General features: G+C 43.8%; 39 protein-coding genes and 1 pseudogene. 3 read left to right on the top strand and 37 right to left on the bottom strand.

Annotated elements, in window-relative coordinates; genetic code table 11:
* Window positions 1-71 precede the first annotated feature (71 nt).
* Entirely contained in the window at window positions 72-371 is a 300-nt protein-coding gene (locus MUB35_RS28835) for a DUF3990 domain-containing protein (RefSeq protein ID WP_331477691.1), read from the bottom strand.
* 61 nt (window positions 372-432) lie between these two features.
* Between MUB35_RS28835 and MUB35_RS28830 the strand changes: the two genes are divergently transcribed.
* A complete protein-coding gene (locus tag MUB35_RS28830) occupies window positions 433-1,962 on the top strand; it encodes a HipA domain-containing protein (protein ID WP_244807298.1) in 1,530 nt (509 codons plus the stop codon).
* 331 nt (window positions 1,963-2,293) lie between these two features.
* On the opposite strand, the gene MUB35_RS28825 is transcribed toward MUB35_RS28830, so the two are convergent.
* Together MUB35_RS28825 and MUB35_RS28820 are read right to left on the bottom strand one after the other, a co-directional pair.
* Window positions 2,294-5,047 (bottom strand): AAA domain-containing protein, encoded by a 2,754-nt coding sequence (locus tag MUB35_RS28825; protein WP_244807297.1) that lies wholly within the window; start codon window positions 5,045-5,047, stop codon window positions 2,294-2,296.
* A gap of 222 nt (window positions 5,048-5,269) precedes the next feature.
* Window positions 5,270-5,521 carry an aldo/keto reductase gene (locus MUB35_RS28820; RefSeq protein WP_227243302.1) on the bottom strand — a complete coding sequence of 84 codons (252 nt, stop codon included), beginning with the start codon at window positions 5,519-5,521 and terminating at the stop codon, window positions 5,270-5,272.
* 252 nt (window positions 5,522-5,773) lie between these two features.
* Here MUB35_RS28820 and MUB35_RS28815 point away from each other — a divergent pair, with 252 nt between their 5' ends.
* Window positions 5,774-7,171, top strand: a complete 1,398-nt coding sequence (locus tag MUB35_RS28815) for a helix-turn-helix domain-containing protein (RefSeq protein WP_244807296.1) — start codon at window positions 5,774-5,776, stop codon at window positions 7,169-7,171.
* Between the two features lie 213 nt (window positions 7,172-7,384).
* Here the strand turns inward: MUB35_RS28815 and MUB35_RS28810 are convergent, their stop codons facing one another.
* From MUB35_RS28810 to MUB35_RS28665, 31 genes are all read right to left on the bottom strand, one after another.
* Window positions 7,385-7,612, bottom strand: coding sequence for a hypothetical protein (locus MUB35_RS28810; RefSeq protein WP_242849969.1), 228 nt, complete (start codon window positions 7,610-7,612; stop codon window positions 7,385-7,387).
* Between the two features lie 515 nt (window positions 7,613-8,127).
* A complete protein-coding gene (locus MUB35_RS28805) occupies window positions 8,128-8,544 on the bottom strand; it encodes a hypothetical protein (protein WP_244807295.1) in 417 nt (138 codons plus the stop codon).
* The gene (locus MUB35_RS30590; protein WP_255786347.1) at window positions 8,535-8,669 is read right to left on the bottom strand and encodes a hypothetical protein; all 135 of its coding nucleotides are present in this window, start codon (window positions 8,667-8,669) and stop codon (window positions 8,535-8,537) included. Before MUB35_RS30590 ends, MUB35_RS28805 begins: the two co-directional genes overlap by 10 nt.
* A complete protein-coding gene (locus tag MUB35_RS28800) occupies window positions 8,662-9,123 on the bottom strand; it encodes a DUF551 domain-containing protein (protein ID WP_244807294.1) in 462 nt (153 codons plus the stop codon). The genes MUB35_RS30590 and MUB35_RS28800 overlap by 8 nt, the downstream gene beginning before the upstream one ends.
* Window position 9,124: 1 nt before the next feature.
* The gene (locus tag MUB35_RS28795) at window positions 9,125-9,718 is read right to left on the bottom strand and encodes a hypothetical protein (RefSeq protein WP_244807293.1); all 594 of its coding nucleotides are present in this window, start codon (window positions 9,716-9,718) and stop codon (window positions 9,125-9,127) included.
* A gap of 5 nt (window positions 9,719-9,723) precedes the next feature.
* Window positions 9,724-9,921, bottom strand: coding sequence for a Lar family restriction alleviation protein (locus tag MUB35_RS28790; RefSeq protein ID WP_195949327.1), 198 nt, complete (start codon window positions 9,919-9,921; stop codon window positions 9,724-9,726).
* Window positions 9,908-10,189 carry a glutathione peroxidase gene (locus MUB35_RS28785; protein ID WP_195949326.1) on the bottom strand — a complete coding sequence of 94 codons (282 nt, stop codon included), beginning with the start codon at window positions 10,187-10,189 and terminating at the stop codon, window positions 9,908-9,910. The genes MUB35_RS28790 and MUB35_RS28785 overlap by 14 nt, the downstream gene beginning before the upstream one ends.
* Before the next feature lie 90 nt (window positions 10,190-10,279).
* Window positions 10,280-10,924 carry a hypothetical protein gene (locus tag MUB35_RS28780; protein ID WP_244807292.1) on the bottom strand — a complete coding sequence of 215 codons (645 nt, stop codon included), beginning with the start codon at window positions 10,922-10,924 and terminating at the stop codon, window positions 10,280-10,282.
* A complete protein-coding gene (locus tag MUB35_RS28775; RefSeq protein WP_244807291.1) occupies window positions 10,924-11,127 on the bottom strand; it encodes a hypothetical protein in 204 nt (67 codons plus the stop codon). The genes MUB35_RS28780 and MUB35_RS28775 overlap by 1 nt, the downstream gene beginning before the upstream one ends.
* 2 nt (window positions 11,128-11,129) lie before the next feature.
* Window positions 11,130-11,567, bottom strand: a complete 438-nt coding sequence (locus MUB35_RS28770) for a DUF7659 family protein (protein ID WP_244807290.1) — start codon at window positions 11,565-11,567, stop codon at window positions 11,130-11,132.
* 1 nt (window position 11,568) lies between these two features.
* Window positions 11,569-11,898, bottom strand: coding sequence for a DUF4313 domain-containing protein (locus MUB35_RS28765; RefSeq protein WP_195949320.1), 330 nt, complete (start codon window positions 11,896-11,898; stop codon window positions 11,569-11,571).
* A gap of 2 nt (window positions 11,899-11,900) precedes the next feature.
* The gene (locus tag MUB35_RS28760) at window positions 11,901-12,137 is read right to left on the bottom strand and encodes a hypothetical protein (protein WP_244807289.1); all 237 of its coding nucleotides are present in this window, start codon (window positions 12,135-12,137) and stop codon (window positions 11,901-11,903) included.
* Window positions 12,138-12,151: 14 nt separating this feature from the next.
* On the bottom strand, window positions 12,152-12,607 hold the full coding sequence (locus MUB35_RS28755) for a hypothetical protein (RefSeq protein ID WP_227596885.1): 456 nt from the start codon (window positions 12,605-12,607) through the stop codon (window positions 12,152-12,154).
* 26 nt (window positions 12,608-12,633) lie between these two features.
* Window positions 12,634-12,885, bottom strand: a complete 252-nt coding sequence (locus MUB35_RS28750; protein WP_244807288.1) for a hypothetical protein — start codon at window positions 12,883-12,885, stop codon at window positions 12,634-12,636.
* A gap of 119 nt (window positions 12,886-13,004) precedes the next feature.
* Entirely contained in the window at window positions 13,005-13,187 is a 183-nt protein-coding gene (locus tag MUB35_RS28745) for a helix-turn-helix domain-containing protein (RefSeq protein ID WP_244807287.1), read from the bottom strand.
* Between the two features lie 151 nt (window positions 13,188-13,338).
* Window positions 13,339-13,767: a hypothetical protein gene (locus MUB35_RS28740; protein WP_244807286.1), complete on the bottom strand. Its 429-nt coding sequence runs from the start codon at window positions 13,765-13,767 to the stop codon at window positions 13,339-13,341.
* A 3-nt stretch (window positions 13,768-13,770) separates the two neighbouring features.
* Window positions 13,771-14,559: a hypothetical protein gene (locus tag MUB35_RS28735; RefSeq protein WP_244807285.1), complete on the bottom strand. Its 789-nt coding sequence runs from the start codon at window positions 14,557-14,559 to the stop codon at window positions 13,771-13,773.
* A 2-nt stretch (window positions 14,560-14,561) separates the two neighbouring features.
* On the bottom strand, window positions 14,562-14,729 hold the full coding sequence (locus MUB35_RS28730; protein WP_244807284.1) for a hypothetical protein: 168 nt from the start codon (window positions 14,727-14,729) through the stop codon (window positions 14,562-14,564).
* A gap of 168 nt (window positions 14,730-14,897) precedes the next feature.
* Window positions 14,898-15,089 (bottom strand): hypothetical protein, encoded by a 192-nt coding sequence (locus MUB35_RS28725; protein WP_244807283.1) that lies wholly within the window; start codon window positions 15,087-15,089, stop codon window positions 14,898-14,900.
* On the bottom strand, window positions 15,077-15,397 hold the full coding sequence (locus tag MUB35_RS28720) for a hypothetical protein (RefSeq protein ID WP_244807282.1): 321 nt from the start codon (window positions 15,395-15,397) through the stop codon (window positions 15,077-15,079). The genes MUB35_RS28725 and MUB35_RS28720 overlap by 13 nt, the downstream gene beginning before the upstream one ends.
* 15 nt (window positions 15,398-15,412) lie before the next feature.
* Window positions 15,413-15,799: a hypothetical protein gene (locus MUB35_RS28715; RefSeq protein ID WP_244807281.1), complete on the bottom strand. Its 387-nt coding sequence runs from the start codon at window positions 15,797-15,799 to the stop codon at window positions 15,413-15,415.
* The gene (locus tag MUB35_RS28710) at window positions 15,796-15,981 is read right to left on the bottom strand and encodes a hypothetical protein (protein ID WP_244807280.1); all 186 of its coding nucleotides are present in this window, start codon (window positions 15,979-15,981) and stop codon (window positions 15,796-15,798) included. Before MUB35_RS28710 ends, MUB35_RS28715 begins: the two co-directional genes overlap by 4 nt.
* Window positions 15,982-15,995: 14 nt before the next feature.
* Window positions 15,996-16,229, bottom strand: coding sequence for a hypothetical protein (locus MUB35_RS28705; RefSeq protein ID WP_244807279.1), 234 nt, complete (start codon window positions 16,227-16,229; stop codon window positions 15,996-15,998).
* Between the two features lie 115 nt (window positions 16,230-16,344).
* Window positions 16,345-17,118, bottom strand: coding sequence for a hypothetical protein (locus MUB35_RS28700; RefSeq protein ID WP_244807278.1), 774 nt, complete (start codon window positions 17,116-17,118; stop codon window positions 16,345-16,347).
* 66 nt (window positions 17,119-17,184) lie between these two features.
* A complete protein-coding gene (locus tag MUB35_RS28695) occupies window positions 17,185-17,412 on the bottom strand; it encodes a hypothetical protein (protein WP_244807277.1) in 228 nt (75 codons plus the stop codon).
* A gap of 78 nt (window positions 17,413-17,490) precedes the next feature.
* Window positions 17,491-17,649, bottom strand: coding sequence for a hypothetical protein (locus tag MUB35_RS28690; RefSeq protein WP_244807276.1), 159 nt, complete (start codon window positions 17,647-17,649; stop codon window positions 17,491-17,493).
* A gap of 85 nt (window positions 17,650-17,734) precedes the next feature.
* Entirely contained in the window at window positions 17,735-18,022 is a 288-nt protein-coding gene (locus MUB35_RS28685; RefSeq protein WP_244807275.1) for a hypothetical protein, read from the bottom strand.
* Between the two features lie 14 nt (window positions 18,023-18,036).
* Window positions 18,037-18,336, bottom strand: coding sequence for a hypothetical protein (locus MUB35_RS28680; RefSeq protein WP_244807274.1), 300 nt, complete (start codon window positions 18,334-18,336; stop codon window positions 18,037-18,039).
* Window positions 18,337-18,338: 2 nt separating this feature from the next.
* Entirely contained in the window at window positions 18,339-18,569 is a 231-nt protein-coding gene (locus MUB35_RS28675) for a hypothetical protein (RefSeq protein WP_244807273.1), read from the bottom strand.
* A 2-nt stretch (window positions 18,570-18,571) separates the two neighbouring features.
* Window positions 18,572-18,826, bottom strand: a complete 255-nt coding sequence (locus tag MUB35_RS28670; protein WP_244807272.1) for a hypothetical protein — start codon at window positions 18,824-18,826, stop codon at window positions 18,572-18,574.
* A gap of 15 nt (window positions 18,827-18,841) precedes the next feature.
* On the bottom strand, window positions 18,842-19,051 hold the full coding sequence (locus MUB35_RS28665) for a hypothetical protein (protein WP_244807271.1): 210 nt from the start codon (window positions 19,049-19,051) through the stop codon (window positions 18,842-18,844).
* Between the two features lie 345 nt (window positions 19,052-19,396).
* On the opposite strand from MUB35_RS28665, the gene MUB35_RS28660 reads away from it, so the two are divergent.
* Window positions 19,397-19,792: a hypothetical protein gene (locus tag MUB35_RS28660; RefSeq protein ID WP_244807270.1), complete on the top strand. Its 396-nt coding sequence runs from the start codon at window positions 19,397-19,399 to the stop codon at window positions 19,790-19,792.
* 589 nt (window positions 19,793-20,381) lie between these two features.
* Here MUB35_RS28660 and MUB35_RS28655 read toward each other — a convergent pair.
* The 3 genes and pseudogenes from MUB35_RS28655 to MUB35_RS28645 form a co-directional block, all read right to left on the bottom strand.
* On the bottom strand, window positions 20,382-21,935 hold the full coding sequence (locus MUB35_RS28655) for a phage tail tip lysozyme (protein WP_244807269.1): 1,554 nt from the start codon (window positions 21,933-21,935) through the stop codon (window positions 20,382-20,384).
* A gap of 51 nt (window positions 21,936-21,986) precedes the next feature.
* Window positions 21,987-22,307 (bottom strand): hypothetical protein, encoded by a 321-nt coding sequence (locus tag MUB35_RS28650; protein ID WP_117687952.1) that lies wholly within the window; start codon window positions 22,305-22,307, stop codon window positions 21,987-21,989.
* 22 nt (window positions 22,308-22,329) lie between these two features.
* A pseudogene (locus MUB35_RS28645) lies at window positions 22,330-22,535 on the bottom strand (hypothetical protein); the annotation flags it as partial.

Below are 22,535 nucleotides of genomic sequence, written 5' to 3'. Positions count from 1 at the left end.
ACAGAAAGAATTGTTCCATAGTAATCCCATTATCCTCGATGAGATATCCAATTACTTCCTGTGTGGTGTACTCAATCATTTCCTGCTGCTGATTTGTCATGCATCACACCTACTTTCTTTAAATACTGCAGTGCTTTCTCAGTATGGAACGTATATTGATTTGTTAATTTTCCAAAATCAAACTCTTTCTTAAGATATTCTGTATCTATCGTCCCCCGGCTAAATTGCCGAATTAAGAGACCTACCGTATCATTTGCCACAGGGCCGGCTACAATATCATATTTAAAGTCAAGATTACAATCCAATATAGAAGGACAAAAAATACACGTGTTTATGCTTTTCGATTTGAGCTTTTCTTGTCTACGCCGCACCGCATTGACAAAAGGGGGTTAAAATGGGGTATAATAGTTTTTATAAACGGAGGCAGGATGGATGCAGGATGATAAGATTTTGAATCAAATAACAGAACTGACAGCAAAAATCAATAAGCTGCCGAAAGGATATATTTCGAAGAAATCCATTAACGGAAATCTGTATTATTATCAATGGTCGGAGAAAGGTCAAAAACAGAGCAAGTATCTGAAAGACGATGAGATTGAAGCACTTTCCGAACAAATCAATCTGCGGAAAGAATTACAGGAACAGCTTCGAAGTCTGCGTCGGACTCCAAAAGCCACTAAAAGCAGCGGCAATGAAACGAAAATACAAAACGAGGTGGCAAAAATGAAATGTACCTTAATGCATAAACGGACGGCCGTTGCCGATATCGAGCTTGATGACGCCACCGGCTTTATACAAAAAATCAATACTGTGTATGCTCCGGCGCATCTACCTGTAGGAGTTCCTGTGCGCCGAGATGCTGCAGATCGTGCGGCGTTAAACGAATGGTGGACGGACCGCTCTATCCCGGCAAGCCGTTCCGGTATCCGTGAAGCACTTGAAACGCTGGAACTATCCAACACAAAAATGCTTCTTGTTCGCTGCTACGGACTGAGTCTTTCCGATCAGTACTGGATTTGTCCCGAAGGCTCCGGTCTCACATGGGATAAGGTCTATTTTTTTGATAACGACTTCTCGGATGACATTGGAGACGTGCTGTTCGGAACGAATAAAAAGATAAATGTTTTGGATTTCAGTTCCCCCGATAACACCACGGACGGTAATCTGAAGAAAAGATGGAAGATCATCGACGGCAAACGCTGCCTTGTAAAAGGCGGTTCCAATCCATTCCGTCAGCAGCCCTTTAACGAAGTGATTGCTGCCGGAATCATGGAACGGCTTGGAATTCCTCATGTGCCGTATGCTGTCACATGGAATAAAGATGCGCCTTACTGCGTCTGCGAAGACTTTGTCGCAGATGATACAGAGCTTATCCCCGCATGGCACATCATGCAGACACGAAAAAAGGACAACAGCACCTCTGTATATCAGCACTTTTTAAACTGCTGTGAATCGCTCGGTGTAAAGGATGTTGTTCCTTTTCTTGACCGCATGATTGTACTCGATTATATCATCGCCAACGAAGACCGCCATTTGAACAACTTCGGGCTGCTCCGCAACGCGGAAACGCTGGAATGGATCGGCATGGCTCCGATTTACGACAGCGGTTCCTCCCTCGGCTATGATAAGGTCGCCGGACAGATCCGCACGGAACGCGATGTGGAATGCGAGCCGTTCAAAAAGCATCATGCCGAGCAGCTTAAGCTGGTATCTGACTTTAGCTGGATTGACTTTGAACGTCTTTCCGATGTCGAAGAACTGATTACAAATACCCTGTCTGCGGAAGGCGCAAAGGAATATATGGACGATAACCGGATCAAAGCCATGGTGGAAACTGCCAACCGGCGAATCCAGAACCTGATGCAGCTATCTATGACGCAGGCACCGGTACAGACGAATTCCACCGAAGATGATGTGGAAGAAAACATCGCACAGGATTATTCTCAGAAGATGCCCCTGTAACCCTATATAAAAACAGAATAAAATACCAATCAGTCGTTTTGAGTTTGCAGGACGGCTGATTTTTTATATCTTATCCTCCTTAAAACGACGATTATCTTCCAGTAGCTCATCAAATGTAACAGGAGTGATATGAATATGACCATGTATCATGTATGACTTTTTAGCATATTTCAAAATGTGTATCTGCAGTAAAATAAATCAAATCACCGCCTCCCTTTCCGATTATTCAGATTGTATGTTTCATATGGAATTTGCAACTATTTCTACTTGTTTTCCACTAAAGGCAACCTATAATTGACTATTAGCCTGTGCATCCCTTTTTGCAGCCTTTCTATTGCACCATACAATCTCTCAACGCATTCCGGATTTTTTCATCTTCCCCACTTCCGTTCGTGGGCAGCCGCAAAAACCGAATTCCATATTTTCGGAGAACATTATCCTTCAGCTCATCCCTTGCTAACTGTTCCGGTTTATTTTCATGGAACGCAAAGCCATCCACTTCAATGACGAGAACACAAGCCTTATCTTGCTTATAAAACACTACAAAGTCCAGTGATGCTCTGTTATTAACATATCGTAATTCCTCCGGCGTCAATAATCCTGTATCATTGAGCAGATTTCGCAGCAAAACCTGCTGTGCATAAGCGAACCGGTGAAATTCTTCCTTGCTGAGAATATCTTCTAACAACACGCGGAGGGCCTCTTCCGATTTGTATGGCGCGCTGGACTTCATTTTAGCTTTAAGCCAAAGCAGCTTACTGGAGTAATTTCGATACAACAAGTCAAAGACAGAAACAATTTGGCTTTCAATCACGTTTTCATCAAGTGTGCTGTATTGAATATACCGGATCAGGTCACCAATATCCTTTCCTTTTTTATAAAACAAGTCATGGTCTGTCACTAGAATGAACTGACGAATGGCCCTAGAAACAGCAACATTGATCATTTGAGGGTCATCCACAAAATCTAAACTGTATTCGCCCCTTGTACCGGACAGAACCGTGGACATAATCATGGTATCCTTTTCCCGCCCCTGGTATTTATGTACGGTATCGCTCTGAACGCCGCCTGAAATCAATCTCCCAGCTTCATCCGCCTGCTTTCGATACGGGGTTACAATTCCGATATTTCCCTGCTCTATTGCAAGCTCTGGGGCATCCAAAACTTCCTGAATAATGACATCAAGTTCACGCTGATTATAAGTTCCCTTTTTGTTTCCCTGGGTTACCTGGCGCATATGGTTACCCTCTGCCGTTTTATAAAGCAGCAGAGGGCACTCCGACAGACTTAGCTCTGTAAACGGTATCAGCTCACCATCATAATATTTCTGATTACAAAACTCAATAATTCTGGGATGGCAGCGATAATGCTCCCGTAATATTTCACGCGGCAGTTGATCTCCATATAGGCTTATGACCGAGGACAAAATACTGTGAGCGAAGTAATCATAAACAGAATCAGCGGCCTCCGTTTTTAGTTTAGTTTTGATTTTTTCATTGGTAATCTGGGGCAGTTGCTTTGTATCACCAACAATGATGACGTTCCGGCAGCAGGAAAGAGCCAGTACCCCCGTAATCAAATCGACCTGAGACGCTTCATCTATGATCACATAGTCCAAAAGATAGTTTTGTGGAATCGATAACCGCAGGGCATGTGTTGTACTGAGAATCACAGGGAAAGTTTTGATAAATTCCTGAAAGCGAACCTTAAAATTCTTTTTTGAGAAATTTGGCAGCTCTATATCCCTATGACTCTCATTAAGACATTTGCGAAAGAATTTCTCTGAAAGTTGCTGATGGTCATTCAGCAGATCTTCAAAGCAAGCTCCTTCCAGCTGATGATTATATTCTGTGATTTCTTTTTCTAAACTACTTATTTGCTTTTTATAAAACGCTTTCTGCAATCCCAGCAAAACAGATATCTCATGCTGCCGCAGCACTTTTTGATTCCAAATGCCATACTTAATCAGCAGCTTTAGCTTGTATAATATCTTGTCTGATTGCTGGCGCTCCTTCGCCAGGGTTGTTTCCGCAAGAAATGAAATAATTTGATCTGGGCTCGCCTTTAGAAGCGGGAGTTTTTCGATTTCTTCAACAGCCTGTCGATTATAGTAAATCTCAAAATGTTCCTGTTCAAGCCGCCAGGCCAATAATTCCTGTTTGAGTTGGGCCCGCTTTCGATCTGCTTGCAGCAAGTGATTTAATTTCACATTCATAGACGCAAGCTGCTCAATCAATGTTTCTTTCTCTTCTTCGCAATCCCATCCCTCTACCCGCGCAACAGGCATGTCAGCAAAAAATTCGTCTTGATTGTCGCGTTTTCCAAGCATAGCGGTCAGGAACCCGTATCCACCTTTAGAAAGCTTTTCAATCACGTTTTTGACCGCTTCGTTGTTATTTGATACTACACCAACGCTTTTCCCCTGAACAGCTATGAGATTAGCAATGATATTCAAAATCGTCTGCGTTTTGCCTGTGCCGGGAGGCCCTTCGATTACAGAAACAGAATGTGTAAGAGCATTCTCCAAGGCCCTTTTTTGACTCAAATTAAACCGGAACGGGAAAATAATCCCATCCATTTCAGGAGTTCTTTCTCGGATCGGCTGCCGATTCAAATAACTGCCTAAAACGCTTTCAGGATGGACGAAAGTAAGCTTATCCATTTCACGCTTTAGAAATGCGTTTTCTTCCTGCTTTTCCGACGTGTACTGAGAGATATCTTTCAAGTAGTGTAAAATATCTTCTGCATCGTTAGTGCCAGCACTGTTTTCTACTAAACAAAATGCGCTTGGAAGTACGGTTTCCGCTGTACCACGATATCCGATAATCCGAATACGCTCCCCAAAGTCAAGGATAGCCTGCGGTTCAAAAACCGGCATACCGCCAGCAAAAGCAGCGCATCCGTTTAAATCAATCACCTTGGGATCCTCAAGTTTTTTAACACGGCTGCAAGAATAGGGATACATTTTATTTCCTTTGAAATAACCGATTAGCATTTTATTGTTTTTTGTATCATGTTGAAATAGGCGGATATCTTTGGTTTTATCTTCCCCATCCACCAGTATCATGGTTTCTTTCAAATCCATATGACAGTATCCTTATCCTTTAAATTATCTGCTGGAATTAATATTTGATAATGTCATAATTTTACTACATTTTCCCACTTTATTCAATGTTTAACGCTCCCATATCTTCTAGTTACAAAATAGAAAAACCAATTGTATGGTTGAAGTTCCTTAGAGGGTGATTACCAAGATAGACAACGCAAGCTGCGGTTCGAGATACAGCTAAAAGAACGGCTCAATCAGTTAGAGAATGGCACTAGAGCCCAGGTCATACCACAGGTTGATTATCTGAAAAACTTCTTCGGTCAATACAAAGCCATATCGATCGAGATTTTCCCGAATATGCTCCGGATTTCTTGACCCCGAAATGACCACAACGTTTTTTTGCAGATTCCATCTAAGAATCACCCAGGCCGAAATGACTCCATGTGCCTGTGCGATAGCCGTAATCGTTTCATCGCCTAACAGCTCCGATGTATGCTCCTTTTCCGCCAAACGGGTACCAGCCCTGCACTGTGACTCTTTTCTCCTGTATGTAGGGGATCACATCGTTTTCCTGATAATATGAATGGATTTCATTTTATCAAAAACCGCCCAGGGGCAAGGTAGTGAACAACTACCTGTGCCACCGGCTGGGTATTCCCATCCGAGAAGCATTGGTGCAGGAACGATGAGCCCGCCTAGGTTTCTTTTTTCTTGCATAACGTTATCTTTTATGATAACATTATATGTGAAAGAGGTGAGAACATGGACGAACTACGACAGCGGCAAAAAATCATTGCCCAGCTTGTAGAGGCCCGGCTGGAACAGGACATTTCTCAGGCGGAGCTTGCAAGGCGTGTGGGAACCCAGCGATCCAACATCTGCCGCCTGGAGAGCGGCGTGCAGAATCCTACGCTGGATATGATTCTGAAAATTGCGTCCGCACTGGGTAAAGATGTTTCCCTTCTTCTGGACGACAAGGAAGAGCCTATGAGTAATATTTACAGTCTCCGTATCTTCGACACGGAGCTTATGCGCTTTTCTATGGAGAAGCAGGGATTGTCCGGCCTGGTAGCTGAAATCATCTATACCAACGAGGAACAGGCACATTTACTGCCCCTGGATATGGAGCGCACCGGCGAGGGCGTCATCCGCTGGCTGGAACGGCGGGTTATTCCCAAAAACCGAGCCTTTGTGGATGAGATTTTGAAAACCCTGGGTCTGAGCCACAACGACACCAAAGGAATCATCGACGTATGCAAGGGGCTGTCACTCAATGATAGCTTCTGGCTGGTGCCGGAAGGCTTTGAAGGGAAGTTTTCCCAATATAACCTGTACGAGAACAGATTTTCCGAGATTCTGGCCCTGGTGGCCTACACCGGAGCAGGTGGAAGCCGTCAGGCACTTACCACTTCCCCGGAACTCACAACCGGCGGTATGTTGCCCAAGGCGTGGCGCTATGTGGAGCAGGACGGGATCTATCTCTACAAGGGCGGCACCACCGGTGCGTCCAACGCGGGCCGGGAACCCTACTGCGAATACTATGCTTCGCAGATTGCAAAAACCATGGGGCTGAACGCCGTCTACTACGATTTAGAGAACTGGAAAGGCATTACGGCCTCTAAGTGCGGGTTGTTTACCAACATCGACACGGCATATATCCCCATCGGGCGCATTGTGCACACGGGAGGTATTGCCGCCTGTCTTGACTACTATAACAAGCTGGGGGCAGAGTTTTCCGAGCAGCTTTGCAGTATGTTGGTGTTTGACGCGCTGATTTACAATGAGGACAGGCATTTCGGCAACTTCGGCATCCTGCGGGATAACCGCAGCGGCAAGATCGTAGCCCCAGCCCCTATCTTTGATAATGGGCTGTCCCTGTTCTGCTATGCCGGAAAAGAGGACTATGCCCATCTGGACGAGTATGCAAAAACCCGTTCCAATCCCTATAACATTTCCTACGAGGAGGTGTGTGCGGAGGTCATGGGGACTAAGCAGAAGGAGCAGCTCAGGCGCATGATCGGTTTCCATTTCAAGCGTCACGAAAGCCTCAATCTGCCGGAGGAGCATCTGGCAGCTATTGAGAAGCACCTGGAAGGCCGGGTGAGAAAGCTCCTGGCCATTCCCACCCGCCGACGCCAAAGGCAGGAAAAGGTACGGTAAAACGGAATATCCTATTTGAGAGCGTTCTGAAAAGGGCGCTCTTTTTTGTTGCTTCTTTTTCGAATCAGAAAGGAGTGCGAGCAATGAATGGGCAGATATGCTGGTAATGCGCCATAAAAACAGCTGAGAAGTTCATGCCGTGGGTGGCGTCGGTCTATTCCGTTAAAGTTCCATTTACACGGATTTTATCCAACTCCTACGGATACTCCAAAATCAGTTTGGCGATATTTGCTGGGATCTTACTGCGGCCTTCTGCCTATCAATCTCTTTCAAATCCTCAATTGCCATTTCCACATCCATCGTGTGAAATCCCAGCCAGCAGTCATTCATGGTTTCGGCATCCGCGATTCTATAAATTTCTTTGCTCGATTCGCCAGTGTAATAATGCCAGTAGCGGTAGGTATAGCCTGCCCAATACATGACCTCGCGGGAATAAGCCATTTTTCCCCTCCCAAACTTTTGCATAAATTTGGGGTAAAACACCCTTTCACACCAATTTTCTCCCAAAAACGCCAAAAAAGCTGCTTTTGAAATCGGACGCCAAGAACCCGCAAAAGCCTAGTAACACTGCGCCTTTGCGGGTTCTTTTCTTGTCAAATATTTTACTTACCCGATAAACATAGCATCCCCGATTGCTACAGTAACGTATCTAAATCGTACTTTTGTAATCGGAAACTGTATCTATAATACCCCAAATTGTGCGTCCAGTCAATCATACATCCGAAAGTTTCTCCACTCCACGCCTCCGCAGTCATTCATCTGGTGTTTCATGTAGGCTCTCTCCCTGCTTCCGGATCAACCTGGCAACTTGATACACTGGACGCTCAAAACTTTTTCTTACTTTCTGACTCGAAGTGCATTCCGTCATCTCTCCATAGTATCTCTGAGAATCTGCTTTAATCTCAGACGGGCTTCTTCTCATATCTGTACGTCTCTTCAAATTAATCTCCTTCTTCTTACTCTTCTGTAGCTTCTTTCAGCATTTCAAGCCATGCTTGTCCGTCATCCGCAATTCTTATTGCCTTTCTCCTGACATTATGCAAATAAATCATCTGCCTGCATGTGGGGCATTCATGCCATTCGTCAAAAGGTAACTTCGTTGTCATGCAAACTGTTCCGCATTTATTACACCCGAAGAAATACACTGCTGCTTCAAAGTGCTTCGTTGTGTTTCTCAGCTGTTTTTCAAAATCAGCCAGCTCATTCAGCTGTTCTTCTCTTTTATCTCTCGCAGCTTCCTGTCTTCTGTACGCACCACCCACTCCATAGAAGCTCATAGTGTCACGCATCTTTTCTTCGTACTTGTCACGTTCTTTGAGTAGCGTTGCTCTTCTCTGGTCAATGACCTTTTGTATTCTGTCTTTCAGATCCATCTTCTTCCCCTCCCCTGCAAAATCTTTCTGAAAACATTCGTCTTCTTGCACTTCTGTTTTTTCTTCTCCTGCCACCGCTTCAGATATTCTAACTGTTCCCGGTCGTTCTTTTCTTGCTCAGTCATCTTGCATTGCCTCCTCTGGCGGCTCTATCATTGGCATCCAGTAAAGAACTTTTTCATAGCCCAGTTCTTCCATCGTATCAAACTCAGAATCTACAAAGCCAAGCGTTACCGGATCATATATATCTTTCCAAAAGCCAAATCCATATTCTTCTTCGTACTGGCAAAACATCGGTGGATCTTCCAGGTGGTTCTCCACCAAACACATGAAGTATCTTCTGTCAATATCTTCCGGAAGTTTTTTGTCTACAGAAATCCACTGTTTTTCGCTCTTTCCTTCTGCATCGTCTATCTTGCGCATCTTCTTGATGTACTCTCTGATCTGGAAGATTGCAGATAGTACTCCATCGTAAAACGGGTCTGCTGTTGCTCCGCTCTCTGCCACTGTTGCTTTTGCCTCATCCTCTGACTGATTTAACCAATTTATCAAGTCATCAACGTCTAACTTATTACTCATCTTATTCGACCTCTCTTTCGCGTTTCATTGGGAGTGGCAACCAAGCAACCACTTCATATCCGGCAAGATTGCCAACTCCGTCCATATACTTCGGGTGCTGAAGATATCCGCACCCACGCTTGTACCAATACTTCCCAGGGCGCTCCGTATCCGATAAGTCGGTCAACCTTGCCACTTCGTACTCTACATCTTCTGGATATTGTCCCTGCAAGAGAACTGCTACGGGCACTCCGCACTTCGGCAGCTTCTCTCTTACGGAAATCCACTGATTTTCTCTTACATTTTCCCCTGGCATTAAACCTCCTTTTACACAATCTATTGCATTTGCAATTCCATTTGCATAGCCTTTTGCAGAATCAAATTGCATTGGATTCTCTTTTATACATCTGGCTTTTTCATCGTCTGCCAATTTTAATTCTTCTTCAAGTAGCGCAACAACTTTCTCCACATCAAACGCTGTCGGCTGTTCTTCTATTTCCATAAGCGTGGATACCGCAATATCTGCCACTGAAACCATTTCATCTTCGTCTGGTGCTTTCGGTTTTAACCATTTCTCGCATTTTCTCATAAGCAAATCCGCATCAATTAGTCTCATTTATTTCACAGCCTTTCATTCCATTTTTCTATTGCTTTTTTCTGTGCTATTTCCTTCTGTCCGTTCCATTCCTTCACTGACACATGAGGTCCGAGACTTCCACACTTAGAGCAACAAACTCTATATCCGTTGTTACCCATCTTGCGGATTCCTACTCTCCTATCTCCGCAACCACAGAACGGGCATTGTTTAATTTCCTTCATCAGATTTCTCCTCTCCAAACTTACTATTGAGACTATCCATGATCGACTGCAATCTTTTGGATCCGATCCCTGGTGTCTCGCTGATTGCTTTCTGAACTTCCGTGATATCAATCCCAGGAACTGACTTTCTGCCCTCTTCATATGCTGTCATATAAAGATTCTTGCAGAACGATTCAAATTGCTGCCGATCCATTTTCTTGACTCTCTTGTAATCTTCTCTCCGGAGCAGATATCCTGCCCCGGTTGTCATGTTTTTTGCTTTGTTCATGCTCCTTCTCCTCTACTTTGCCAGCTTCTTCATAGTCTTAAAGAACTTCTTCATGCTCTTCATAAATTTCTTCATACTGCTTCACCTCCTTTATGCAAATGGAATCCTGGCGTCAAACCAGCCGCCGTGTTTCTCAATCACTTGCTCAATCACTTCAACCGGCACATACGGGTACACTGCCTTTGTCGGTTCTGTCGGATCTTCAATATACGGCATCAACAACTCTTCTTTCTGACTTGGATATCCGACTTCGCAAGCTGCATATTCTCCACTTTCCAGATTCGCCCGTGGCTCACAATACAATCCGTCTCCAGCCTGGACGCTCATTTCAAAACCATCTTTGCAGAAAATATGTGGTCTCGGAGCCTGTGTAATCCCAAGCACCAGCTTGTATGTCTCACGCAAAAACGCCTGCACGCTATCCCGTTTCTTGAACTTCTCAACATCTACGAACATGTGAGGAAAGCAGTTTCCGCAATACTCCCAGATCTCTTTTCCTCTTACAGCGAATGTTGCATATGTACCGCAGTTCTTCATCGTCTTCGGGTTAATCGCATGACTGTGTGGCTCTCCTACCTGGAAGTAATCCCTTGTCATTGTCCGTGGTGGCAGGATATCCAGGAAGTAATCCGCTACTCCCTGGTCTACCATATCTCCCGGCTTACAATATTCATCCCAGCTATTGCATTCGCTCTTGTGCCATCCTTCGATTGTCTTCAGCTCTTCTCTTACCATTACTCATTCTCCTTTTCAAATTCTTCCATCGTTGGTCTTTTTCCATCCAGGTCATCCCAGGTATACGGCTTATGACTTTCGCTTTCCCATTGTGCTTTGTAGCAATCTCTACATACGCAAAATCCGGAAAGCCATCTCATTTCTCCCCAGTATTCCGGATTTTTACAGCGTCTGCATATTACAATGCGTTTATTCTCATCCATACTTAGCATCCCTCTCTTTCTCTAATTTCTGCCGAAGCCTTATCCAGAGCTTTCAGCATTACTGGTGACGCTTTCAATTCCTCCCAGGTCAATCCCAGACAATCCAGCGTATATTCAAGATCTCCGGTGTATCCGTACTCATGGTTATCCAGCTCATACAGAAACATCTGGTACAAGAATCCTGTCCCGTCCGTGTCTGACTTCTTAGCCGCTTCCAGCTCTGCATAATGCCGATCGGTAACTTCTTTGTAGTGGTCTCTGTCCTTCTTCTGAAGAAATCCGCCACCCGGAATCCGATAAAGCTTGTCCTGGTCCTTCTCCGGATCAAGCCCCCACTCTTCCATCATTCCTCTAAACTGCTTCATCGTAAATGCAAACCCTAACGGCAGTTCGTTGAACTCTTTCTGCTGTCTTTCTCTTAACTCTCTGTAACTTTCCATCTTATCTTACCTCCTCATACATAAGCATCTTGGTAGTGTCAAACTTCATCAATGGATATTCGCAATAACCACTTCTTCTTTTCTTTCCAGTTCTTTTAGCAAATCCATTCTTTTCCAGGAATGCCACCGCCCACGGGCAATTATTCGCATCCACATATGCTTCATCTTCCCTCAGTGAATGATCGACTAAGCAAGTTGTCACTCTTGCAACACAACCATCATTCTGATTCCAGATTGTCAATGAAATGCTTCCATCATGCCAGTATCTTTCAACTCTCAGAAAACATTCTTTGTACGTCCGGTAATTGGTCTTGACATCTAAAGTTTTCATGCTTACTTCTCCTCCAATCCAATTTCATGTCTCATGGTGAACTCTCCTTTTCCCGGTCTTCCAAGCTCCCATCCAGTATCATACACACTGAATGTTACATACCCGTCTGCACTAAAATTCAAGCTCCCCAGGTTCTCCATGTCTCTGTCCTCCAGAAGCTTCTGTAATGCCTCAATATGTGGGATTGCTTCTTTGCAGAACTCCTTAAACTCCGCTTCGTTAAATTTCTTTTTGCTCATGTCCGTTTCTCCTTTCATCTCTCACAATAATTTGCATCAATAACTTTTCCATCGCTGTATGCGAATAAGTCATAACAGAACCATCTAACATCTCTTCTCTTTACAAACCAGACGATTCCGAACCGGTCAATGAAGCACATATTGTCTTTGCTCACCTGGCAAGTGGAATTGTCCCGGTTGTAATAAGCATTCCAAAACAGTTCATGCAACTCATTCCCAATTCTGATCTGGTCTGGCTCCGGAAGCTGTTGATACTGTTCTTCTGGCATCGCAAGACGGCTGATTCTTTCTTCTCTTTCCTTTTTTGCCAGTTTAGCTTCCTTTCCGTATGTGCTTTTCCACAGGCGATACGCCTTTTCTTTTGACATGTGATCGCAATCCATGTAAATCTGCTCAATCTTCAAGAACTGCTCGTATGTCTTTGAATTTTCCGGTGCTCCGGTTCCTTTCAAAAACTCTGAATACATCATCTGATCTGTTCCTCCCCACTTACCCCTTATGCTCTAACTACCTGCTCGAATTTCTTATCCGGTGCATTGAATGTTGCTCTCTGATATACATATGAATCGCCAACGAACTGTCCTTCGATATGTAATTTCTTGTCCATCCCTCTTCTGATTGATACGACTTTTGAAGAGCTCCAAGTCTTGACTGTCTCTTTAACTGCTCCTCTTTCGATTTCATCTGCTGTAAGTTTTCTGCCAATCTGTCTTTCAATAACCTCAACCATTTTCTTTGTAAATTTCATATCGTTTCCTCCTTGTGATTTGTAATTGTTTATCGTGACGTTATCGTAATCTGCATCTGCTTACTTTGTCAAGCAATGTTTTTACAAGTTTTTCGATTTTTTTGAGCACTCTCGCAATGCTACTTCTTTACGAACACAACCTTATATCCCAGGGCATCAACAACCTTCTCAAACTTCGTGAGTCTCATGTCTCTTCTGAGTGAATCATTCAGCGTCTGACGATGGATTCCCATCTTCTTTGCTACCTCTGCTTGCGTGGTATTCTCTTCAATCAACTTTTTCAACTGTTCATTTAATGTCATATATTATCTCCTTCCACCTTTATTTTCTTTTTTAGCCGCTAGGCAACCGGTTCTGAAGAAATGTATGCTGCTCATTCTTTTAGAACCGGTTATTCCTCAAGATAGGCTTCTTAACTCACGGTACGCATTTGCTTACCATCTGGCAAAAAAATTATCCGAAGACTTCCTCTCCGAACAATGCATACTGGATGATCGTATCTGCGCATCCAGCATCAATACATGTCGTATCTATCGTATAGTATCTGTTGCTTACGTCTTTCTCAAGGCATTCGTATCTAGGATCATGCAAATACATTTCAAGCCCCTTCATGAACTTTTCTTTGTTCAGCGTATACCATTCTGTGTCTTCATCGTCAAACGGTTCGCAAACATGGATTTTCAGCTCTCCTCCTCTGGCAATCTGCTCATGCCCCCAGGATGCTACTCTCTTATCTTTTTGGACTCTAGCTGAATCACACCAATAAGTAATGCCTCCTTCAAGTGCCGAACACATGATATCGTCCACGTCTTCCTCTGTAACAATGACTCTCTTCCCAGACTTCTCATGCTTAATCTCTCCTACAACCTTCATTTTCTCCATGACTTACTCCTCCCATATTTCATTCGCTTCTCTCTTACAGTCTCGCTCTGTGTAATAATCATACAGAAACTCTTTCTGTGCTTTCGTCATATCTCTTACCAGGTTTCCTGTTGCAAATGCAACCCCCTGTGATGGGTTATGAAGTAGCACCCAACCTCTATCAACAAGCCAATCCCCGGCTTCGAGTATTTCTTCATACTGCTCCGGGAAATTTTCTTCCACATATCTGTCTGCCCAGTGCTGGTGTTCTCCCCACTCGACTCCATGAAAAGTGCCGTCCGGTTCCAGCCATCCATAATCTGTGGTAGTATGCTCTTTAACATCCATCATCCGTTTTATGAAATTATCAATCTGGTGTTGCGCCCGGTCTTCCTGTGTTTCCATCCCAAGTTCTCTCCGCACTGCTCGCTGTTCACTTTCCGGAAGATGCTCCATCGCAACACAAAATTGTTCATTCATTTCCTTCAGTTTTTCCTCCGCTTCCCTTCTTAACTGTGGAATTTTCCAGATATTCATACTTCGTGGCAACGACTTCTCTTCCCCTGGCTCATATATTTCCAGGTGATACGTGCCATCTGCTGTACTGCCTCTCAGTGCAGCTCGTCCAAGTAGAATATCTTCTGCATATCTCCGGATCTTGGCTTCTGACGCATCCGTACCTGTCATGCAGTCTTTCAGAATCTCCATGACCTTCTCAATACTCTTTTCGCCAGAGTAAAACCACTCTCTTGCAATCTGAGTAATGAACTCTCCAGTTATCCCAAACGTAAGCGTTCTCTTCTCCACTTCCACCTTTATGCCTCCTCTTTAACTTTGAACGTTACCTTGTGGTCTGGATTTGCAATAATCAAGGCCGCTTTCATGTCATCTACCATCATATCGTTATCCAGTGCTGCTTGAACTACATCTACCAGCTTCTTTCCATCCAGGTACGCCCAGAGCGTTTTTCTCTTCTTTGCCATGTCCTTGCCTCCTACTCCCGATTGCAATAATCAATAAATGCTGTGATTGTCTCGTCAGCCTCACACCGTGTATAGAATCTCTTTTTGCTGTTCTTTTTTCTTCGCAATGGTAATCCGTGCAATTTGCGCTGGTTGTTTGTCAGCAACATCGGTTTCATTCTCGTGCACTTACTCTTCCCATCCATATGTATCTTCCTCCAGGTAATCTTCATAATCAATTCCAGCTACATCACAGATGCTTTCGTAGTCCGTGCCATTCTCGTACATATTCTTGATCGTCTGACCGTGAATCGTCCCATCCCATATCCGGATCATGCGCTCAATCGCTTCATCCAGTCTGCTGTTTCTCACACCTTGCATGTAATACCTCCATCTCCTAAAATCACATACTTCAGATCCTTGTTTCCATATGCCATATCCAGCACTGCCGGTATCGCATCTTCTGTGCTGCTGAACTTATCCCTGAACAGCTCCGTCAGCATTACTTGCCCTCCATCACATTCCGGCATACCATAGCTCAGCTCATGCTGATCGTAATAGATATAATCCACATAACCTTCAGCTTCGTCTTCATCCAACAGATTTGTTCTATTCCCTTCAGCAATCATAACAATCTCTCTTACCGATGGCACATAAATGAACGTATCTGCATATCTTTTTCCTTCCATCTCCCTGCTCCTTTCTCAAATGTAATAGCAGCTGAAATTCCAGTGATGTCCGAACTCATAATACAATCCGTACTTTTCAAAAATCTTGTCAAAGCCTTTTCTGATCGCTGGGTATTCATCGTAGTAAAGCATCTCACATACTGGTCCTTCAAAGCTCATACTGAGGATATGATTTGGATTCACATACTCAAAGTAATTTCTCGGATCCTGGTCTTCTTCCTCGATCAGATGCTCTCTATCGTTGTAATGGTACTTTCCTGTCTCACGGTCACGTGTCGTGAACCTCTTTCCGTTGAAATAGATGTTTACATCCTGCCACATCCCGTTATCCAGAAGATATTCTCTAACTTCTTTTGCCAGGGCTTCAATTTGCTCCGGTGTTAATCTTGAAATGTTGCTCATGCTATATTCTCCTTTCTTTCTCTTTTCTTGATAAGTCTTACCGGGTACTGCGGCTGATTCTCTCTGTACTCTCTGAGTCTTTCCAGCCCTTCTTTTCTGGTATACTCTGTTAAGACGTACTCCCAACCGTATCCATAATTTCCTTCCAACACCCAGGTATCTACTGTCTTTCTTACATACATAGCTTTTCTCCTTCCTAACACATTGTCTCGATTGCAATTTCATTGTAGAGAACGTATCTCTGTGCTTCTTTAATGGTCTTGAATTTCAGAAGCTCCAGGAATGGTCCGTAACACAATCTCTGTCTTCCATCTTTCTCGACTTCCAGGTTGTATTTCTCTTCTCCCCGGATATCCTGCTTGCACATATCGCTCACGTAATATCTCTTTCCTGTATTGCTCACAAATCTTCTTCTACCATTAACTGTCACTTTTGTGCCCTCCTTTGTTTTGTAATTGTTTATCGTGACGTTATCGTAGTCTACATTTGCTTACTTTGTCAAGCAATGTTTTTACAATTTCGGGCAAAAAAATTACAGCCACGCTTTATCCGTAGATAATGTGCTGCAAACCATCTTCAAACTCTTCATATCTCTTCTTCAGAATATCAAACACACAGTAGAACGACTGCATCTTCTCGCTGGCATCTGGTGACAGGTAATCGTAATAATAGCTATCCATCATTTCCATAAGGCTCTTAATCTTCCCTGCCTCTATTACGGCATCTTCCAGGGTGATACTTTTCGGAGATACCACAATCTTCTTCACGTCTTCCTGGAGCTTTTCCGGAATCCCAGGAGCTTCCTCTGCTATCTTTTCTTCTTCCTCGCTATCCGCTGGATCCGTAACTGGTGTCTCGACTGCATCAACAATCTTTTCTTCTTTCCACTCTGTCTCAGCTTTTACCTGGCACTCTGCCACATACAGATCATACAGGATATTCACTACTCCCATTGCAAGCTTCATTGCACTCGGTCTGGCAATTCCCATGTCGCAGAATCTGGAAACGATTGTCATTGACACTCCCTGCTTCACAAGGCTGTACTGAAAGTTCTTATCTTTCCTTCTCTTCGCAATCTCCTCATAGGTCTGTGCGATTATATCATCATCCTTCACAAACTGTTCTACCAGGGCTTTGATTTCTTTATCGGTCAGAAATCTCTTGCCATTATTCTGCTTTCCAAGTTCATTTCTGGAATTGCATTTCTTCAACTCCTGGTGTACCATTTCATCCTCACAGCCACCAACTGTACATGCTGGTTCATTACCCTCCGGAGCTATGATTACTTCGCAATGCTGATAATGTTTCAATCTTCCCATCTTTTTTTCCTTCCTCCCGGTTTTAGGGCATAAAATTACAGCCACCTCAGTGACTGCAATCTTTTTCTACTTTCTTTCTCTATTCTGCTTTCCAAGCTCTTTCAGCGTAATCATGCAGACCACCACTTCTACTAAGCACGTTGCCAGAATCGCCACCAGGAGGAACGGGTTCATCCCCTTCACATTCCAGGCAATAATCTCAACCATTATAAGCAGCAACGCCCATCTTCCGACTTTCTGCAATGTGCTCGCTTTCGCCTTCTGAATCTCATTTCTCATTTCAGATTTTTTCATTTACTTCTAACCTCCTTTATGCTAAACTCAAAGGGCAAGGGAGCTAAGCTCCCAAGCCTTTTGAGTGACTGTTTACAGTTACTTGAAACAATCAGTGAGTGCCGTTAGCAGAGCCGATATAGCAGTTATTGTTGCAGCAATAACTCCGGCAATGTTGACGGCAATTTTTGTTTTAAGTAGCCGTTTCTCCAACAGTTCTTTTTCTTTGTCCGTTTCCGGATGTTTCTTCTTTCCCATTGGGCTATCCTCCTTCCGTAGATTCCGATAAATCAGTGGTAATGATTTATCGTATCGTTATCGTAACAGGCTGGCTCGGAGGCAGTCAAGCATTATTGTTACAGTTTAATATACAGCTCCCTTGCTTGCTAAAATCCACAACTCCTCTATCCCATCCCCAGTTAGTTTTCTCTCGCTCACGGATGTATTCCTGCTGGATGATCATTTCTGCCATAACCCGGTTGATAACCCACTCTCCGGCAATCTCTTTGATCTCTTCCAGGCTTCCGCACATAGTCAACGAAAGAATGTTGTCCAGGACTTTTATGTTGTCCCTGTATTTCTGCCTGGTCTGTCCGACTGTGATCGTATACAACATCTCTGGTCTTTCCACCGCTTTCACCTCCATCAAATTCTTTCCACGAACGTCTTGCAGCATTCGTTAATCAGCTTCCACAATGTACTCTGGAACAACTCCTTTTCTGAGCAGCCATACAGTCCGCAAAAGCTATTGACATCTGAGTGCTCCAGGATATCTTCCGTGATCTCTTCCAGGTCATCCATCGTAATTTCTTTCTTGAAATCGCAAAGGTCAACCAGCAGATGCGTGTACGCATCCACATCTCCTCTGGTGTAATAACATTCTCTGATGCACATGCTTCTTACCATCTCGCTATCAATCTTTCTGAACTCTCTATATCTTGCCATCTCTATTCCTCCTCGAACGCTTTCTCAAAATCTAATTTTCCACCAGCTGCGCTATCCATGAGATCTTCAATCTCACCGTCAAGTTTCTCTGTTTCCTTCTTCAGAAGTTCAATCGCTTCTGTGATGTTTGCACTCTGGAACTCATACTCGTCCAGAATCTTCAAAGCTGATGTCACTGTCTGTTGCATCTTTGCCTTGCTGCTCAGTTCCATGATGCTCTTATGAATGTTCATCTCTATACCTCCTCGACTTTCGTGTAATCTTCCAGAATTCCAATGAGTGTTGCTTTACCAATCCGGAACTTCTGCTTGCGTCCGCATCTGGTTCCCATATAATTGACAACTGTTCTTTCTGGAAGCTCATGCTTTATGTACTGGATCATGTAGTAATGACCGTCTCCATGGTGAACAACATCTATGAATTTATGCTCATTCCGGTTGTTGCGGTATGTAGCTTTCTCTGTTCTGTTGGCTCTTGATCTCTTAATCATCTTTCACATCTCCTTCTATTTGTTTGCTCTTTCCTTTAACATCTCAGCATATTCCATCGCTTTAATTTTCTGACCAACTGTGAAGAATTCGTTTTGAAGAACATCCGTAAGCCATGTTTCAATGGCTGCTTTTCTTTCTTCTGCACTTTTGAAATTCTTTCTGGAAAGAATCCCATCCAGAAATTCTACTGTATTTAAATCCTTGCTATCCATTGTATTTTTCATGATCTCTATCTCCTTTTGGAATGTTGTTTTTGTTTTCGTGGCGTAATCGTAGCACTCATGAGCGCAGAGCAGTCAAGCATTATTTTTACAATTTGTAATTGTTTTTCGTTACTCACTTTGCTATGCTTAAGAAAAACGTGTGAGGTGGTCTTATGTACGATGGCAGCGAACAGCTGACTTTTAAAGATAAGGAGCTCGGCAGCTCTGTCCTGGATTTCTGGTCATGGGCTTACTCTGACTTAATCCGGAACGTGAACCGTGGAGCTTTTGCAGAGTTTATAGTCCTGGAGGCAATGAATACTCAATCCGGTATTACCCCCCCCCCGAACAAATTTTCGGGTATCTATGGATGCATACGATTTGCTCAGTCCGGACGGCATACGTGTAGAAGTTAAATCTTCCGCATACATACAAGCCTGGGAGAGCGAACATCCGGCAAGAATCTCTTTCCGTATAGCCCCAGCAAAATCGCTGGACGCTTCTGGAAACTACTCAGCCGATTCTCAATACTGCCGGCACTCAGACGTGTACGTGTTCTGTGTCTGGACTGCCATGAGCCGAGAACAGAACATACTTGATTTATCATTATGGGATTTTTACGTGATTGCAACAAAGATATTAGACCAGAAGGTCCCGAATCAGAAAACAATTACTTTCCAGTCTTTGCTGTCTCTTCAACCAAGGAAGGTTGACTACTTTGGTCTTTATGAAGCAATAAGAAGTGAAGCTATGAATGATTGAAAATGGGACGTCATTTGTGACAAAGCACACATATATATTTATATATAATATTTATATTTTTTATTTTATTATATAGCACCGTCATTGTGATATCATTTTTCCAGTCATTCAGCGTATTTGTCCAGATATGTTTTTACATTCTTCCGGTCAATGAAGATTCTAACTCATGTCAAATGATAGGGAAAATTCCTGTTTCAAAAGTCATTTTTCAATCATTGCGTATGTCATTACTGACATCACATTTTCAGTCACTTTATAATAAGGAAGAAACTGATTACACTTGTAACCTCTTTTGTAATATTCCGATATGCCATAGAAAGCTGTAATTTGCTTTTTATGGCTCTTTTGCTTTTGGTGAAGGAGTGTATGCAGACTTTCTCTTTAATCCACTGGGACGCTTTTCGTCAAAAGTGGCTCTACATTTTTGTTCATTATTTTTCTTGACAAAAAATCTTTTATCTGAACCGCTCATTTTCAGCAAATAAAAAATGCCCCAGGCATCCGAAGATACCCAGGGCGTGTGTGACATATTATCCTTGACCAAAAGAGGTGTATTTAGTTTCTTAGTTCCTTGCCATTAAAAGCTTTCTTACTTGATGAATACCTGTCCTTTGTAATATCCAGCCATCCATCCGGACGGTGCCTTAATCCATACATCGTTTCCGACTACATTCACCTCTTTGCAGGTGATAACTGTACCAGCATCCAGGCAACCGTCATTGTCTTTATCGTGCTTCTGTCCGTCAGCCGTAAGCTGTGAATGCTTCTTGGCAGCATAATTTGTTCCAGGACCAGTACGCACTTTCAATTCCACTTGCAGTGTGTATATTTTTCCGACTGTGTACTGAGGGCTCTTTGTAACCTCTGGTGCAGATGCACTCTGTTTGTTGTTATATACAGAGGTCAGTTTAGCTTTGCTTGCCGGTCCGTATTTTCCATCCACTTCTAACGCATAAAATTCCTGGAATGCAAGCAGAGCTTTTTCGGTATCTCCGCCAAAGGAGCCGTCCACTCCGGACTTGCCGCAAGAATATCCGCAGCCGATCAACATCTTCTGCATCTCTTTTACTGCATCTCCGGAATCTCCTTTCTGAAGATAGTTCCTTACGCTCACTGTACCAGCATTGCTGACCTCTCCAGTATATCGGTAAACATACTTCCACGGCTTGTTGTAATAACTCCGGATGCAGATCTCTCTACCTGTCTGATCTCCAGATTTTCCTCCTGTCGTGGTTCCTTTTTCATTGATACTTGCATGCACCAGCTTCCCATTTCCGCAATAGAAGGCTGTATGACCGTTGCCAAGGAGAACATCTCCTCGCTTCATTCCGCTTCCGGTTGACAGATTCACAGATGCGATCACATTCTTGAATCCAATATTCGGCAGAACTTCCGGCATATTACCAGTGTATGTTGCACCCTTCTGTTTTGCTGGGATTCCGGCGTTTTCCAGGCAATTGATAACCAGCCCGGAACAATCATAGTTTGGGTTGCCCCAACGGTCAACCTGGTCGTAACCATGTGAATCGTCCAGGGCGATTGCCTCTGCTCTTGCTACTGCATTTTCAATTTTGCTCACTTCGTTTTCCTCCTTCTTCTGATTCTGGTAAATCTTTAAATACTGCTCCCCGTAAGAAGCCCTTGTTTTCTTCACTGCCGAACCTACATTCGCCGGAGCCTCGAACTTGACTAAGAAGATATCGGACGCTTCCTGCACTGAGGTCGCTGTCTGCAATACCTTCCAGACGCTCTTATAGCTCTTCTGCAATTCGCTCAGCATGTACTCTGCCTGCGTCTTCGCATTTCCGATGGACACTCCTCTGGACTTGACCAGATCGTAAAGGCCGGCTTTTCTTCCGGCAGATGTCCACTGACAGAACCCGTAACCGTACTGCTTGGAATCTCCCAACGGATGCAGAAACAACGCTCTCGTTATCTTTCCGGAGTCTACCGCTTCCGTGTAGGTATCGTCCGTATATTTGTACCCAAGCAATCTCTCACAAAGGTTTTCCAGATTACGTGGATTCATTTTGGATTCTGCGTAAATGTTCCCCATTGCCGCACACGCACCATATATCGTGCAACCGGCAGCCATTAAAGCGTCAAACAAAATATCTGTGTATGTATTCCGTTCTATTGCCATTTGTAAATTCTCCTTCATTCACAAATAGGGCAGGGATTTCTCCCCACCCGGTCATAAGTATGTGTCCTCTTCTGGGTCCATCTCATCATCATCTTTCGGATGCAACTGTCCCATCTTGTCCATCAGCAAAAATGTCAACGGAACGAACACCGCAAACAAAATTACCAACGGCCAGAAGATTCCTGCCATCAGCAACAGCACTATCACAAGCGGATAATTCGGCTTGCTTGGCTCATAGTACATGCCATTGTCCTGGCAGTACAGCTCTTCGTCTTCATCTTCCATCCGGCACAATGTCCGAATGCCCCAGATGTAGACCGGCTGACACAGCAAGATCCCCAAAAGGTACACCAATAGGATTTTTAAGCCCATAGCTCCTCTCTCCCTTCTCCGATCAGTTCTGAGAGCCATTTACCTTTCCATCGTCCAAAAGGTCCTTAACTTCCTTGAACCACCAGTCAATAATTTTCAGCAGTACCTTTTCGGACATGATTACCTGCAACCACTTAGGCAGCAATCCTCTTGCCTGCTGTACTACCCATTTCAGTTTCTTTTCTCCCTGGCCGGACTCTTTGTAGATATGTTCAGCGTGTAGGAACA

It is taken from the genome of Blautia sp. NSJ-175 (assembly GCF_022867815.1).
Classification (GTDB): Bacteria; Bacillota; Clostridia; order Lachnospirales; family Lachnospiraceae; genus Blautia; species Blautia celeris.
This window is presented reverse-complemented; position numbering and strand designations above follow the sequence as displayed.

Coding starts and splice junctions, on each gene's coding strand:
- MUB35_RS28830 (WP_244807298.1), top strand. CDS start 433: ATGCAGGATGATAAGATTTTGAATCAAATAACAGAACTGACAGCAAAA.
- MUB35_RS28825 (WP_244807297.1), bottom strand. CDS start 5,047: ATGGATTTGAAAGAAACCATGATACTGGTGGATGGGGAAGATAAAACC.
- MUB35_RS28815 (WP_244807296.1), top strand. CDS start 5,774: ATGGACGAACTACGACAGCGGCAAAAAATCATTGCCCAGCTTGTAGAG.
- MUB35_RS28810 (WP_242849969.1), bottom strand. CDS start 7,612: ATGGCTTATTCCCGCGAGGTCATGTATTGGGCAGGCTATACCTACCGC.
- MUB35_RS28805 (WP_244807295.1), bottom strand. CDS start 8,544: ATGGATCTGAAAGACAGAATACAAAAGGTCATTGACCAGAGAAGAGCA.
- MUB35_RS30590 (WP_255786347.1), bottom strand. CDS start 8,669: ATGACTGAGCAAGAAAAGAACGACCGGGAACAGTTAGAATATCTGAAG.
- MUB35_RS28800 (WP_244807294.1), bottom strand. CDS start 9,123: ATGAGTAATAAGTTAGACGTTGATGACTTGATAAATTGGTTAAATCAG.
- MUB35_RS28795 (WP_244807293.1), bottom strand. CDS start 9,718: ATGAGACTAATTGATGCGGATTTGCTTATGAGAAAATGCGAGAAATGG.
- MUB35_RS28790 (WP_195949327.1), bottom strand. CDS start 9,921: ATGAAGGAAATTAAACAATGCCCGTTCTGTGGTTGCGGAGATAGGAGA.
- MUB35_RS28785 (WP_195949326.1), bottom strand. CDS start 10,189: ATGAACAAAGCAAAAAACATGACAACCGGGGCAGGATATCTGCTCCGG.
- MUB35_RS28780 (WP_244807292.1), bottom strand. CDS start 10,924: ATGGTAAGAGAAGAGCTGAAGACAATCGAAGGATGGCACAAGAGCGAA.
- MUB35_RS28775 (WP_244807291.1), bottom strand. CDS start 11,127: ATGGATGAGAATAAACGCATTGTAATATGCAGACGCTGTAAAAATCCG.
- MUB35_RS28770 (WP_244807290.1), bottom strand. CDS start 11,567: ATGGAAAGTTACAGAGAGTTAAGAGAAAGACAGCAGAAAGAGTTCAAC.
- MUB35_RS28765 (WP_195949320.1), bottom strand. CDS start 11,898: ATGAAAACTTTAGATGTCAAGACCAATTACCGGACGTACAAAGAATGT.
- MUB35_RS28760 (WP_244807289.1), bottom strand. CDS start 12,137: ATGAGCAAAAAGAAATTTAACGAAGCGGAGTTTAAGGAGTTCTGCAAA.
- MUB35_RS28755 (WP_227596885.1), bottom strand. CDS start 12,607: ATGATGTATTCAGAGTTTTTGAAAGGAACCGGAGCACCGGAAAATTCA.
- MUB35_RS28750 (WP_244807288.1), bottom strand. CDS start 12,885: ATGAAATTTACAAAGAAAATGGTTGAGGTTATTGAAAGACAGATTGGC.
- MUB35_RS28745 (WP_244807287.1), bottom strand. CDS start 13,187: ATGACATTAAATGAACAGTTGAAAAAGTTGATTGAAGAGAATACCACG.
- MUB35_RS28740 (WP_244807286.1), bottom strand. CDS start 13,767: ATGGAGAAAATGAAGGTTGTAGGAGAGATTAAGCATGAGAAGTCTGGG.
- MUB35_RS28730 (WP_244807284.1), bottom strand. CDS start 14,729: ATGGCAAAGAAGAGAAAAACGCTCTGGGCGTACCTGGATGGAAAGAAG.
- MUB35_RS28725 (WP_244807283.1), bottom strand. CDS start 15,089: ATGCAAGGTGTGAGAAACAGCAGACTGGATGAAGCGATTGAGCGCATG.
- MUB35_RS28720 (WP_244807282.1), bottom strand. CDS start 15,397: ATGGAAGGAAAAAGATATGCAGATACGTTCATTTATGTGCCATCGGTA.
- MUB35_RS28715 (WP_244807281.1), bottom strand. CDS start 15,799: ATGAGCAACATTTCAAGATTAACACCGGAGCAAATTGAAGCCCTGGCA.
- MUB35_RS28710 (WP_244807280.1), bottom strand. CDS start 15,981: ATGTATGTAAGAAAGACAGTAGATACCTGGGTGTTGGAAGGAAATTAT.
- MUB35_RS28700 (WP_244807278.1), bottom strand. CDS start 17,118: ATGGGAAGATTGAAACATTATCAGCATTGCGAAGTAATCATAGCTCCG.
- MUB35_RS28695 (WP_244807277.1), bottom strand. CDS start 17,412: ATGAAAAAATCTGAAATGAGAAATGAGATTCAGAAGGCGAAAGCGAGC.
- MUB35_RS28690 (WP_244807276.1), bottom strand. CDS start 17,649: ATGGGAAAGAAGAAACATCCGGAAACGGACAAAGAAAAAGAACTGTTG.
- MUB35_RS28680 (WP_244807274.1), bottom strand. CDS start 18,336: ATGGCAAGATATAGAGAGTTCAGAAAGATTGATAGCGAGATGGTAAGA.
- MUB35_RS28675 (WP_244807273.1), bottom strand. CDS start 18,569: ATGAACATTCATAAGAGCATCATGGAACTGAGCAGCAAGGCAAAGATG.
- MUB35_RS28670 (WP_244807272.1), bottom strand. CDS start 18,826: ATGATTAAGAGATCAAGAGCCAACAGAACAGAGAAAGCTACATACCGC.
- MUB35_RS28665 (WP_244807271.1), bottom strand. CDS start 19,051: ATGAAAAATACAATGGATAGCAAGGATTTAAATACAGTAGAATTTCTG.
- MUB35_RS28660 (WP_244807270.1), top strand. CDS start 19,397: ATGGATGCATACGATTTGCTCAGTCCGGACGGCATACGTGTAGAAGTT.
- MUB35_RS28655 (WP_244807269.1), bottom strand. CDS start 21,935: ATGGCAATAGAACGGAATACATACACAGATATTTTGTTTGACGCTTTA.
- MUB35_RS28650 (WP_117687952.1), bottom strand. CDS start 22,307: ATGGGCTTAAAAATCCTATTGGTGTACCTTTTGGGGATCTTGCTGTGT.